The organism is Herbiconiux daphne (assembly GCF_024979295.1).
Classification (GTDB): Bacteria; Actinomycetota; Actinomycetes; order Actinomycetales; family Microbacteriaceae; genus Herbiconiux; species Herbiconiux daphnes.
In genome coordinates this window covers 457342-470020 of sequence record NZ_JANLCJ010000002.1, presented here as the reverse complement: position 1 = coordinate 470020, position 12679 = coordinate 457342, and the positions used below count along the sequence as shown (strand labels likewise).

Sequence of the window (12679 nt, the reverse complement as noted above, 5' to 3'; positions counted from 1 at the left end):
TTCGGCGGGTCGCGGGCGTCGCGGGTCGCGGCTCGCTCTAGACATTGTGCTCCGCCTGCACGGGCTCGCGGAATCCGAGGATGCCCTCCAGCATGCGCATCGATGCCACCGCGGCCGGCACGTCGTGCATGCGCACCACGCGCGCGCCGAGCATCACGCACACGGTCGCGGCCACGATCGAGCCCTCGCGCCGCTCCGATTTCGCGACTCCCAGGGTCTCGCCGATGAAGTCCTTGTTCGACACCGCCGCGAGCGTGGGAATGCCGATGCGCGTGATCTCATCCATGCGGCGGGTCAGTTCGAGGCTCTGCACGGTGTTCTTGTTGAGGTCGTGTCCGGGGTCGATGAACAGTCGCTGTTCAGGGATGCCGGCATCCACCGCCCGCTGCACCCGCTCTTCGAGGGCCGCGCGCACCTCGGTGGCGATGTCGTCGTAGCGGGGGCTCGGGTAGGGCTGCCGCGGCTCGGCGAGGCTGTGCGTGATGATGAGCGAGGCGCCGGACGCCGCCACCGCCGACGCCATCTCGGGGTCGCGCAGCCCCGTGGTGTCGTTGACCACGTGGGCTCCCGCCGCGATGCAGGCGGCCGCCACCTCGGCCCGGAACGTGTCGACCGAGATCACGACGTCGCTCGCCGCCGCGACCGCTTCGACGACCGGCAGCACGCGGTCGAGCTCGACGGACGCCTCGACCTCCGGGCCCGGCGCGAACTTCACGCCGCCGACGTCGACCCAGTCGGCCCCGCCCGCGGCGGCGGCCAGAGCGGCGCCGACCGCGCTCTCCAGCGCGAAGGTCGCTCCCTGGTCGAAGAACGAGTCGGGTGTGCGGTTCACGATGGCCATCACCGCGGCCTGCCGGTCGAAGTCGAAGCGGCGGCTGCCGAGCTGCCGCACCGGGTGGGTCAACGGTGGCATCGCGATCTGCATGTTTCCATCTTGGTCGCTCGCACCGGCGGCGGGCGACGGGTCATGAGAGGGTTGGAGCATGACCGAGGTGCCGCCCCGACTCCCGCCGCGCGACAGCGGAGACGCGTGGGTCGAAGGTCCCGACGGTCGCCGCTACTGGGGGCGCTACGGTGCCGCGGGGCTGCTCGTGCACGACGAGGGTGCCGGCATCCTGCTGCAGCATCGGGCCGAATGGAGCCATTTCGGTGGCACCTGGGGGCTGCCGGGCGGCGCGCGGCACGAGGGTGAGACGGCGGTGGCGGGCGCCATCCGCGAGGCGGGCGAAGAGGCCGGAGTGCCGGCCGACGCGTTGCAGATCGCGGTGACGTCGACCCTCGATCTCGGCTACTGGTCATATGTCACGGTGCTGGCGCGCACCACGCGCTTCTTCGAGCCGAGCATCGGCGACGCCGAGAGTCTCGAGCTGCGCTGGGTGCCGGTGGAGGAGGTCGACGGGCTGCCGCTGCATCCGGGGTTCGGGTCGGCATGGCCCCTCCTTCGCGGGCGGCTCGACGAGCGCATCCGGGTGGTGGTCGACGCGGCGAACGTGGTCGGCAGCCGGCCCGACGGCTGGTGGAAAGACCGCCGTGGCGCCAACGAGGCGCTGCTCGCGCGGATCTCCCGGCTGAACGCGACCGGAGTCGCCTCGAGCGAGTTCGGTGCGGCGGCGGGCCGCAGCTGGCCCGCGTTCACGGTGGTGGTCGAAGGGCAGGCGCGGGATGCCGCGGTGCCCGTGCCCGAGGCGGGCTCGCTCGTTCCGGCGCTCGACGTGGTGCGGGCTGCCGGGTCGGGCGATGACACCATCGTCGACTCGGTGGTCGACCTGGTCAGGGCCGGGCCGCCGGCCACGACGATCGTGGTGACCGCTGATCGCGCCCTCGCCCGACGGGTCGAGGAGTTCGGCGCCGAGGTGCGGGGGCCGGGCTGGCTGCTGACGCTGCTGGACGGGCTGCCGGGCGGGCCGCCGGACGGGCTGCCGGGCGCCTGATCGCCGCGTGTGCTCGACCCGTGCATGACCCGGGCTCGCGCGGGTGTGAGGGCTTGGCTCGCGCGGGTGCGATGCCGCGGCCGAAGTACCGCCGACCACCTCCTGCCTCATCGGCATGCCGCTCGTGCCGCTCGTGGCGCGACGCGGATGTCCGTCGCCTCACGTAGTCTTCATGTCGATGACGATCACCAGCGAGCCGGCCCGCGCCGAGAGCGTGGCCGAGGCGCCCCTCGAGCTGGTCTACGAGCCGCGCGAGCCGGTCGACTGGCGCGCGACCCTCGGCCCGCTGCGGCGCGGGCCCGGTGACCCGTGCGTGCGGTTCGACGAAGCGGGCACCGGGGTGTGGCTGACTCTGCGCACCGCGGAGGGCGCGGCCAGCCTGCACATCTCGGGCACGCGCGGCCGGGTGCGGGCCCGGGCGTGGGGGAGCGGAGCATCCGCTGCTCTCGCCTCGGTGCCTGAACTGCTCGGAGACGGCGACGACTGGAGCGATCTCGACCTCACCGCGTTCGAGCTGCTCGAGTCGTCGAGGCATCGCAACCCGGGGCTGCGGCTCACCCGCACGGCCCGGGTGCTCGATTCGCTCGCCGCCGCCATCATCGAGCAGAAGGTCACGTCGACCGAGGCCTTCCGGGCCTGGCGGGTGCTCGTCACCAAGCACGGGGAGCGCCCGCCGGGCCCCGTGCCGGCAGCATTGCGGGTGCCGCTCACCGCGGAGCAGTGGCGGCGCATCCCGTCGTGGGAGTGGCATCGGGCGGGCGTGGATCCGCGTCGCTCGAAGACGGTGATCGGGGCCGCGACGGTCGCGAGCGGGCTCGAACGCACTACGTCGATCGGTCGCGGAGGCGCCGAGGTGCAGCGTCTGCTGCGCACCGTCACGGGGGTCGGCGTGTGGACGGCCGCCGAGACCTCGCAGCGGTCGCACGGCGATCCCGACGCCGTCAGCTTCGGCGACTACCACCTCGCCGCCACCATAGGCTGGGCCCTGGTGGGCGAGGCGATCGACGACGACGCGCTGGCCGACCTGCTCGCACCCTGGGCCGGCCAGCGTCAGCGCATCGTGCGGCTCGTGCTGGCGAGCGGCTTCAGGCCGCCGCGCCACGGGCCGCGCATGACGATCCAGGACCACCGCTGGCACTGACCGCTACCGCTGGCATCGAGCGCCGCCGCCGGTAGCCGCCCCGCGCCGGCCTAGTACCAGTGCGGCGACCGCGCCTGCCAGGTCGAGAGGGCGCTGCAGGGCGTGCCGTAGCGGCCAGCGATGTAGTTCATGCCCCAGATGATCTGGGTCTGCGCGTTGGTGACGTAGTCGGCGCCGACCGATGCCATCTTCGACGCGGGCAGCGACTGCGGAATGCCGTAGGCGCCGCTCGACTCGTTGTAGGCGTTCACCCGCCAGCCCGACTCGCCGATCCAGAGTTGAACCAGGCAGTCGTACTGCCCGCCGCTCCAGCCGTAGGAACCCATCAGCCCCGCGGCGATCGCCTTCGCCTCCGTCGGCGAGGCGACCGCACCACCGTCGGGAACCCAGCTGCTGCCCGGCGCGTCACTCGCGGCCGCGGCGGCGGCGCGCTTCGCCTCTTCGGCCGCGCGGTAGGCCTCGCCCTCCTGGAACTTCTGCACCACGTCGACGCTGACCTTCTGCAGAGCGGCCAGCTGCGCCTGCATCTGGTCACGACGAGAGGATGTCGCGGCGACCTGGTCCTGGGCTTCGGCCGCGGCTGCCTCGGCCTGCTGCTTGGCTTCCTCGGCCGCCTGCTCGAGCGCGTTGCGTTCGTTCTGGGCGACCTCGGCCTGCTGAGCGAGTTGATCGGCGGTGTTCTGCGCCGCGACCGCCGCGTCGCGGATGCCGGCGGTCTGCTCGGTGAGCTTCGACATCGTGCCGAGCTGGTAGAGCAGGGAGTCGGAGTCGTTCTGGTTGAGGATCAGGTTGAGGGTGGAGTCGCCGCCCGAGCGGTAGAGCTGCGCCACCAGCTGGCCGACCTGCAGGGTCGCGCGCTGGGCCTCGGCGGTGGCGGCCGACGCCTGGGTGGTGAGGTTGTCGGCGTAGGTGGTCGCGACGTCGAGGTTGTACTTCGCGGTGAGGTATTCGCTGCCCCGCTGCAGGCTGAGGTTCTCGGCGGCGGCGGCGTTCGCCTCATCTTGCTGCAGAGCGGTCTGGATGCGGTCGACCTCGTTCTTGGTGGCCTGCTCGTTGTTGAGAGCGGCGTTCACCTCGTCCCAGGTGGGGTAGTCGTCACGCACGAGAGACGCCGGCGCGCCCTGGGCAGCGGCCGTCGCGCTCGATCCTGCGACGAGTGCGACGACGATCGTCATCACGCTCCAGCCGCGCGCCGAAAGCTTCCACATGGCCTCCAGAGTATGTGACGAGAGTGAAAGTTGTTGAAAGGCGACGCGCGCGTCCCGATACCATGTGCCCATGCATCCGCTCGACATGGAAGGCTGGCACGACTTCGCCGTGGCCACCGCCGGGGCGGCCGCCGCCCTCGCGGGCCTCATCATCGTGGCGATCTCGGTCAACCTGAAAGAGATCATCGCCGGCTCCGGCCTACCCGCCCGCGCCGGCGCGACGGTGGCGTCGATCACGGCGATCTTGGTGGGTGCCGCCACGATGCTCATCCCCGATCAGCCGGCACTGCTGCTCGGCCTTCAGCTCATCGCGTTCTCGGCCGCGGCTCTCGGATTCGAGGTCGACTCGGTGCGCCGCATGTTCGCCACCACCGAGGGGGCAAGTCTGAACTCGAAGATCGGAACCGCCGTGCTCGGCATCGGCTCGATCGGTCTGGTGCTGATCGGCGGGGTGATGGTGGCTTTCGGCTCCGAGGCGGGTCTCAACGTGGTGGCATCCGGGTTCGTCGCCATCTTCATCGTGGCCATCCTGAACGCGTGGGTGCTGATGGTGGAGATCTTGCGCTGAATTTCCTGCGCTGAATTTCCTGTGCTGAACCCGGGAATAATTGAGGCTGTCAATGCATTTGCATTGACACGGGCCACCTTCGCGCCTCGAGAACGACCCACGACTCACGAAGAGAGACACAATGACAGACACCATCGAGATCCCCGGTTACAAAGCAGGCACCTGGACCATCGACCCCTCGCACTCCGAGGTCGCCTTCAGCGTTCGCCACATGCTCATCAGCAAGGTGAAGGGCAAGTTCGAGAAGTTCGACGCCACCTTCGTCACCGGTGAGAACCCGCTCGACACCAAGGTCACCGCTTCGGCCGATGTGGCTTCGGTGAACACCAACGACAAGAACCGCGACGGCCACCTGGCCACCAACGACTTCTTCGACGCCCCGACCCACCCCGAGCTCACCTTCGTGTCGACCGGCGTGCGCCTCGAGGGCGGCGACTACAAGGTCGACGGCGATCTGACGATCAAGGGCGTCACCAAGCCCGTCACCTTCGACTTCGAGTTCGGCGGCTTCGGCACCGACCCCTACGGCAACTACAAGGCCGGCTTCACCGCCACCACCGAGGTCGACCGCAACGAGTTCGGCGTGAACTGGAACGCCGCCCTCGAGACCGGCGGCGTGCTGGTCGGCGACAAGGTCACCATCACCATCGAGGTCCAGGCCGTTCTGCAGCCGTAACCCCGACGCGGCCCTCGGCCGCAGCTCCACGTCTGACACCGCCGATCGGTTCTCCGGTCGGCGGTGTCGTCGTCTCCGCGGCGATTCGCTCGCCCCGGCACCGGATGTCGGATCGCTCCGGTTCTCCGCTGCTCCGATTCTCCGCTGCTCCGGTTCTCCACAGCGCGGGTTCTCCACAGCTCAGGCGCGCGTCGATTCTCTGCACAGATCCGCTCGGCCGCCCCCGCTCCGCCCGGCCGGTCACGACACTGTCGTCATGTCCACCATCACCACCAGTCCACCGACCACCCATCGCCTCGCCGAGATCGTGCGCGAAGTCGATTCCGTGCTTGGCCTCCGCCCATCGAACTCGCTCGTGCTCGTCATCCGGCGACGACGGCGCCCGCCGGCTGTCGTGCGGGTCGACCTGCCCCCTCCGGGCGGAGCGGCGGGCGACGACTACGCCCACGCCATCACCGGGGTCGTGGCCCGGGTCACAGCGGCCACCGCGGCCGAGATCGTGCTCTATGGAGGTCCCGACGACGGTCCCGACGACGGCCCTCCGTCGTCGGCAGCCTTGCGTCCCGTGCTCGAACGGGTGCGGTCGCGCCTCAGTGCCGCCGGTTTCGAGGTTCCCCGCGCGTTCTTCGTGATTCGAGGCCGGTGGGCGGATGCCGCCGAGCGACCCGAAGCGTGGCACCCCTTGCCCGCGGCCGTCGTGCCTCCCGCCGGCGACGTCACCCGGGGTGGCGACCCGCACCACGGCCCGTTCGTGCCCATCGTGCCGCTCTCGGAGCGCCGTCGCTCCCGGGCCATGGCCTCCGTCGCGGTGCTCGATCGGCCGGGGCGTGCCGATCCTGATGCCGACGTCGTCGACGTGCTGTTGCGGTGGCACGACGCCTTGCGCGCCGACCCGGCGGCCGGTCCTCCGTCCGACGCCCGAACGGTGTCGCTGGCCTGGTCGCTGCGGCACAAGCTCGTGCGCGATTGCGTGCTCATGATGTGCGCGTGGGGGCTCGAAGCCGGTGTCGTGGCACTCCACGAGTCGGTTCAGCATGCGGCGCACCCCGATGCACCCGAACACCTGCCCGAGGATCGGCTGCTCAGCACCTTCCTCGGCGAAGGAACCCGGGCCCCGGCGCCGGCCGACCTCGCCCGAGCGGTCGGTCTGCTGCGGCACATCGTGTCGTGCGTGCCCGACTCCATCGCGGCGCCTCCGCTCACCATGCTCGGCTGGCTCGAGTGGGCCCGCGGGCGGGGTTCGGTCGCTGCTCGCTACTTCGAGGAGGGCCTTCGCGCCGATCCCGACTACGAGCTCGCCGGCCTCTTCCTGCAGGTCATCGACCACGCCCTTGTTCCGGAGTGGCTCGGCGAGGCGCCGGGCTCACCCCTCACGATCCACCGATGACCGTCGGCATGGCAGTGGCCCGAGAACGGGCAGAGACGTCGCGACTCCGCCCGCGCCTCCGCCTTCGCCGAGTCAGTGACCGGTCAGTGGTCCCAGCAGCCGGGCGGCGATCGATCGGCGCCCGGTGACCGATTCTTCGAGGTCGGCCGCGCCCGTTCCCACCAGGCCGAGGTTGGCGCCCAGGAATCGCAGGGGCTCAGGCTCCCATTTGGGCGACAGGTGATTGACCCAGGGCAGCGTGCGAAGGGTCGCGGCCGAGGTCGGGCCCGGCGAGGTCGGGTGCAGCGAGGTCGGGTGCAGCGAGGTCGGGCGCAGCGCGGTCGGGGCGTCGCTGGTCGGGCCCGATACATCGGTCGCGACGCCTCTCGCGTCCCCGATCAGCACCGCGAGGGTACGGCCGGCGAGGTTCGTGGTGCTCAATCCGTCGCCGACGTAACCACCGGCGAACGCCACTCCGGTGCGCGGGTTGAAGCTCGCCGTCGGGTGCCAGTCGCGTGCCACGCCCAGCGGTCCGCCCCAGCGGTGGGTGAAGCGCGCGTTCCGTGCGGCCGGGAACAGGTCGCCGAGGGCGCTCTGCAAGTGGTCGAACACCCTGGCGACCCGGTCGTGACCGGGCTTGATGGAGCTTCCCCAGTGATAGCGGGCACCGCGGCCGCCGAACGCGAACCGATTGTCGGCAGTGCGCTGGCCGTAGATGAGCAGGTGGCGGTAATCGCTGAACGTCATGCCGTGCTCGATGCCGAGTTCCTCCCACAGATCGTCGGGCAGCGGCTCGGTCGCGATCATCAGCGAATACAGCGGCATGATGCGGCGTCCGACTCCCGGCAGCTGCGAGCCATAGGCCTCGGTCGCCAGCACCAGCTGGTCGCACGACACGAGACCATCCCCACCCGCACCCGAGAACAGGGCGCGATGCGGTGCCCACTCGACGATCTCGGTCTGCTCGGCGATCACCACGCCCATTGCCTCGAGCACCGACGCCAACTGCCGCACGAGCTTGCCCGGGTGCAGCCGTGCGCACGCCGGGTCGAACGCGGCGGCGAGCGACGACGTGGCGGCGAGAGCGCGCGAGCGGGGGTCGTCGTGCGATCCCGAGGTCACGAGCTCGAGGCGATCCACGCCGAACCGCCGGGCCTCGTCGACCTCCGTCATCGCGGCGGAGCGCTGCACGGTGTCGCGCGCGAACACGATCGTGCCGCCCTTGACGAAGTCGCAGTCGATGCCCTCCGCGTCGATCACCCGTCCGACCTCGTCGACGGTGTCGATCATCGCCTCCCGCATGGCGCGGGCCGCGTCGTCGCCGTACTCCCGGCGCAGCGAATCGGTCGAGCGAGGAAAGAGTGCCGAGCACCAGCCGCCGTTCCGGCCCGAGGCGCCGAAGCCCACGACGTGCTTCTCGACGATCGTGACCTGCAGCGACGGGTCGGCCTTCTTCAGGTAGTACGCGGTCCACAATCCAGTGAGTCCGCCGCCGACGATGCACACGCCGGTCGAGCTGTCGCCCGAGAGCGGGGCCCGCGGCGCAAGGGCGTCTTGACCCGATTCGGCGAGCGAGTCGAACCAGAACGACACGTCGCGATGCGCGGAGCGCCCGTCGGCTCGGGCGCCGGAACGCCCGTCGCCGAAGCGCCCGTCGGCAGGCCCGTCGACCATTCCCCGGAGTCGGTCGTCGCTCAGAGCCGGGTCCACGCTTCCGTCAGAACGCTGCGCAGAATCTGCTCGATCTCGTCGAACTCGCTCGGCCCGATGGTGAGCGGGGGCGAGAGTTGAATCACGGGGTCGCCGCGGTCGTCGGCGCGGCAGTAGAGACCGGCGTCGAACAGGGCCTTCGACAGGAATCCGCGCAGCAGTCGCTCCGACTCGTCGTCGTCGAATGTCTCACGGGTCGCCTTGTCTTTCACGAGCTCGATGCCGAAGAAGTAGCCGTCTCCGCGCACGTCGCCCACGATCGGCAGGTCGTGCAGCTTCTCGAGGGTCTGCCGGAAGATCGGCGAGTTCTCCTGCACCCGTTCGTTGAGGCGCTCCTCCTCGAAGATGTCGAGGTTCTCGAGGGCGACGGCAGCCGACACCGGATGCCCGCCGAAGGTGTAGCCGTGGTAGAACGCGGTCTGGCCGTGCTTGAACGGCTCATAGACCTTCTCGTTCACGATGGTCGCGCCGATGGGGGAGTATCCGCTCGTCATCGCTTTCGCGCAGGTGATCATGTCGGGCTCGAACCCGTAGGTGTCGCACGCGAAGTAGTTGCCGATGCGGCCGAAGGCGCAGATGACCTCATCGCTCACGAGCAGCACGTCGTACTTGTCGCAGATCTCGCGCACCCGCTGGAAGTAGCCGGGAGGGGGAGGGAAGCAGCCGCCCGAGTTCTGCACCGGCTCGAGGAAGACGGCGGCCACCGTCTCCGGGCCCTCGAACTGGATCATCTCTTCGATGCGATTCGCGGCCCACAGGCCGAACGCCTCTACGGTGCCCTCGAAGCCGGCCTCCTTCGCGCGGTAGTAGTTCGTGTTCGGCACCCGGAAGCCTCCCGGGGTGACGGGCTCGAACATCTCCTTCATGGCGGGAATGCCTGTGATAGCCAAGGCGCCTTGGGGCGTGCCGTGATAGGCAACGGCACGCGAGATCACCTTGTGCTTCGTGGGGCGGCCCTGCAGTTTCCAGTAGTACTTGGCGAGCTTGAACGCGGTCTCGACGGCTTCGCCTCCGCCAGTCGAGAAGAACACGCGGTTGAGGTCGCCCGGGGCGTAGTGGGCGAGCCGGTCGGCGAGTTCGATGGCCGACGGATGCGCATACGACCAGATCGGAAAGAACGCCAGCTCTTCGGCCTGCTTGGCCGCCACCTCGGCCAGGCGGCGCCGGCCGTGGCCGGCGTTGACCGTGAAGAGGCCGGCCAGGCCGTCGATGTACTTCTTGCCCTTGGAGTCCCAGATGTGATGACCCTCGCCCTTGACGATGATCGGAACGCCGCCGCCGTCTTCCATGACCGACTGGCGGGCGAAGTGCATCCACAGGTGGTCTTTCGCCATCCGCTGCAGATCGGCGTCGGACCGTGATGCCCGGGCGCTTGACGAGGAGACGGGCTGTTCGGTGGTTGTCATCGTGTACCCCAGTTGTAGAGCTGCTTGTGCAGCTTCAAATAGACGAATGTTTCGGTGGACTGCACGCCCTCGAGCTGCCGGATCTCGGAGTTCAGCAGGGCGATGAGGTCGTCGTCGTCTTCGCAGACGACTTCGGCGAGGATGTCGAAGGTGCCCGCGGTGAGCACCACGTAGTCGACCGACGGCATGCGGGCGAGGGCGTCGGCCACGACGCGTGTGTCTCCCGACACCTTGAGGCCGATCATCGCCTGTCGGAAGAAGCCGAGCTGCAGTGGATCGGTCACCGCCACGATCTGCATCACACCCGACTCGGTGAGCTTCTGCACCCGCTGGCGAACGGCCGCCTCGCTGAGCCCCACGGCCTTGCCGATCTCGGCATAGGAGCGCCGGCCGTCGTCTTGGAGCTGCTCGATGATCGCCTTGGAGGTCTCGTCGAGCGCGGGGGAGCGTGGCTTCGTGCTCATGCTTCGATCTTGGCAGGTGAACCCGGCGCCAGCAAGGGAATCCGTAGCAAAGTCACGTTTCGAATGCTGAAATCGTCGGTGAGGCGCGTCGGCTGCTGTCCGAGATCACCGGGAGGAGTGGCGACGGGTAGTACCGTGACGGCATGGGGAGTCTGCGTTTCGTTCCCGCCGACGGGGAGTGGACGGTGCTGGCGGCGTGGCCGACCGTGGTCACCATCTCCGCGCGCGCCTCCGAAGCCGTCGTGCAGGCGATCTGGAAAGCACTCGACGCTCCGGATGCCGCGCTCGAACCGGTCGTGTCCAGCATCCCCATCCGCACCGCGCCCGACCTGTCATTCTCGGTGGTGCGGTTCGAGCCGGGTGACGGCGTCGAGGTCGATCCCGCCCATCCGCCGCTCGATTGGACGGCGACGGTGGTCGCGCGGGGCGTCGCCGCGGTCGACCTGCTCTCGGTAGGCGGCTCGCGCCGTTTCGGCTCGGGTGGAGCGGAGCCCTGGGCGCTCGGCGAGTTCCCGGCGGTCACCGGTATCTCGACCGGCGCCCTGCCCCCGGTGCCGGAGTCGTCGGTGCGGGTGCCGGCCGATGCCCGCGGGCTCGATCGCGGCATCGCGCATGCCTCCCGGGTGCTGTGGGCCGCATCGGCCGCCGACATGGTGAACGAGCGCAGCACGCACCGTCCGGGGGAGACGACGGCGGAACCGACGGCCGAGACGGCCGCCGGGAGAACCACGGCGCGCACCGCCGAGAGTTCCGCCGACCCGAGCGCCGAGAGCTCTGTGCGCGACGCCGACCCGAGCGCCGGAAACCCTGCGGGCGACGCCGACCCGGCCGCCCGAGACCTCGCGGGCGACGCCGACCCGGCCGGCGGCGAGACGGTCGCGGCGGCGGGCTTCGCTCCCGCCGACCTGACCCTCGGGTCGCTCGACCTCGCCGACATCCCGCCTCAGGCCGACATCCGACCCGAACCGCAGCCGTATTTCGAGCTCAAGGTCGGCGACGAGCCCACGTTCGAACTCACGGGTGCGGTCGTCATCGGCCGCAATCCGCAGCCGAGGCGCACGGTGTCGAGCGAACCCCAGACGCTCATCGCCGTGCCCTCTCCCGACCATGAGGTCTCGGCCAATCACGTCGAGATCGCGCGCAGCGGCCGCACCGTGGTGGTCACCGATCTGCGCTCGACGAACGGCACGACCGTGCGTGTGCACGGCCGCCCGACGGTGCGGTTGCGGCAGGGGGATTCGGTCGTGGCATCCGGGTCGGCTATCGTCGAAATTGGCGACGGAAACGTTATCCACATCGTGGCGCGAGAGCGGGGAATCACCGGGATCACCCTTTAGGATTCCCGGATAGCTATCAGGAGTTGGTCACCGTGACCCAGATCGGTCGAACGAGCGCGCGCGTGAGCGTGACGCGCGAAGGCGCGCATCCCCGCCGTGTCACTCTGTCGTGGGCTGCGCTCACCGACAAGGGCAATCGGCGCGCCGTCAACGAAGACAGCGCGATCTCCGACGTTCCCCTGTTCGCTGTGGCCGACGGCATGGGCGGCCACTCCGCCGGCGACATCGCCAGCGCGGCGGTCGTCGAGCGACTCGGCGAGATCACCGACGCGGTGACCACCCCGGCCACCATCGAAGAGGCGCTGTCGAAGGCGCTCACCGACATCGACCGGGTGGGCGACGAGTCCGCCCTCGGCACCGGCACCACCGTGACCGGGGTCGCGCTGTCGGAGGTCGACGACGATCTCGCCTGGACCGTGTTCAACATCGGCGACTCGCGCGTCTATCTCTTCGCCGACGGCGAGCTGCGACAGCTCACGATCGACCACTCGGTGGTGCAAGAGCTGATCGACGCCGGGCTCATCACCCGCGATCAGGCCGAGCACCACCCCGACAGCAACGTCATCACGCGCGCCGTCGGGTTCCACGAGAAGCCGGTGCCCGACTACCTGAGCCTGCCCGTGGTCGCCGGGCAGCGCATCCTGATCTGCTCCGACGGCCTCACCAAAGAGCTCACCGACTTCGGCATCCGGCACTACCTCTCCACCACGCCCACCGCCGAGCGTGCCGCCGCCGAACTCGTCACCGCGTCGCTGGCCAACGGCGGTCGCGACAACGTGACGGTGGTCGTCGTCGACGTCGAGTCCGACTCCGTGACGACCGATTCCGCCGAGGCTCCCGCGCCGCGCCGCGGTTTCGGCCGGGGGTGAGAG

12 protein-coding genes are annotated in these 12679 nt (G+C 69.9%); 7 read left to right on the top strand and 5 right to left on the bottom strand.

Annotated features, from left to right (window positions below; all coding sequences use genetic code 11):
* Positions 1 to 37: 37 nt before the first annotated feature.
* A complete protein-coding gene (gene folP, locus N1032_RS07700) occupies positions 38 to 925 on the bottom strand; it encodes a dihydropteroate synthase (RefSeq protein ID WP_259538438.1) in 888 nt (295 codons plus the stop codon).
* Between the two features lie 58 nt (positions 926 to 983).
* On the opposite strand from folP, the gene N1032_RS07695 reads away from it, so the two are divergent.
* Together N1032_RS07695 and N1032_RS07690 are read left to right on the top strand one after the other, a co-directional pair.
* A complete protein-coding gene (locus N1032_RS07695; protein ID WP_259538437.1) occupies positions 984 to 1931 on the top strand; it encodes an NUDIX domain-containing protein in 948 nt (315 codons plus the stop codon).
* 178 nt (positions 1932 to 2109) lie between these two features.
* Positions 2110 to 3072 (top strand): DNA-3-methyladenine glycosylase family protein, encoded by a 963-nt coding sequence (locus tag N1032_RS07690; RefSeq protein WP_259538436.1) that lies wholly within the window; start codon positions 2110 to 2112, stop codon positions 3070 to 3072.
* 50 nt (positions 3073 to 3122) lie between these two features.
* Here N1032_RS07690 and N1032_RS07685 read toward each other — a convergent pair whose 3' ends face one another.
* Positions 3123 to 4280 (bottom strand): coiled-coil domain-containing protein, encoded by a 1158-nt coding sequence (locus tag N1032_RS07685; RefSeq protein WP_259538435.1) that lies wholly within the window; start codon positions 4278 to 4280, stop codon positions 3123 to 3125.
* Between the two features lie 70 nt (positions 4281 to 4350).
* Here N1032_RS07685 and N1032_RS07680 point away from each other — a divergent pair, with 70 nt between their 5' ends.
* The 3 genes from N1032_RS07680 to N1032_RS07670 all read left to right on the top strand — a co-directional run bounded on the left by N1032_RS07680 (position 4351) and on the right by N1032_RS07670 (position 6911).
* Entirely contained in the window at positions 4351 to 4848 is a 498-nt protein-coding gene (locus N1032_RS07680; RefSeq protein WP_259538434.1) for a hypothetical protein, read from the top strand.
* 121 nt (positions 4849 to 4969) lie between these two features.
* Positions 4970 to 5524: a YceI family protein gene (locus tag N1032_RS07675; RefSeq protein ID WP_259538433.1), complete on the top strand. Its 555-nt coding sequence runs from the start codon at positions 4970 to 4972 to the stop codon at positions 5522 to 5524.
* Positions 5525 to 5780: 256 nt separating this feature from the next.
* Positions 5781 to 6911 carry a DUF4192 domain-containing protein gene (locus tag N1032_RS07670; RefSeq protein ID WP_259538432.1) on the top strand — a complete coding sequence of 377 codons (1131 nt, stop codon included), beginning with the start codon at positions 5781 to 5783 and terminating at the stop codon, positions 6909 to 6911.
* Positions 6912 to 6983: 72 nt separating this feature from the next.
* Here N1032_RS07670 and N1032_RS07665 read toward each other — a convergent pair whose 3' ends face one another.
* Genes N1032_RS07665 through N1032_RS07655 form a run of 3 tightly spaced genes read right to left on the bottom strand, consistent with a single transcriptional unit; the run spans position 6984 to position 10470 of the window.
* Entirely contained in the window at positions 6984 to 8564 is a 1581-nt protein-coding gene (locus tag N1032_RS07665; protein ID WP_259538431.1) for an NAD(P)/FAD-dependent oxidoreductase, read from the bottom strand.
* Positions 8565 to 8584: 20 nt separating this feature from the next.
* Complete coding sequence (locus N1032_RS07660; RefSeq protein ID WP_259538430.1) at positions 8585 to 10006, bottom strand: aspartate aminotransferase family protein; 1422 nt, start codon at positions 10004 to 10006, stop codon at positions 8585 to 8587.
* Positions 10003 to 10470 (bottom strand): Lrp/AsnC family transcriptional regulator, encoded by a 468-nt coding sequence (locus tag N1032_RS07655; protein ID WP_259538429.1) that lies wholly within the window; start codon positions 10468 to 10470, stop codon positions 10003 to 10005. The genes N1032_RS07660 and N1032_RS07655 overlap by 4 nt, the downstream gene beginning before the upstream one ends.
* Before the next feature lie 143 nt (positions 10471 to 10613).
* Here N1032_RS07655 and N1032_RS07650 point away from each other — a divergent pair, with 143 nt between their 5' ends.
* Entirely contained in the window at positions 10614 to 11807 is a 1194-nt protein-coding gene (locus N1032_RS07650) for an FHA domain-containing protein (protein WP_259538428.1), read from the top strand.
* A gap of 32 nt (positions 11808 to 11839) precedes the next feature.
* A complete protein-coding gene (locus N1032_RS07645) occupies positions 11840 to 12676 on the top strand; it encodes a PP2C family protein-serine/threonine phosphatase (protein ID WP_259538427.1) in 837 nt (278 codons plus the stop codon).
* Positions 12677 to 12679: the final 3 nt, after the last annotated feature.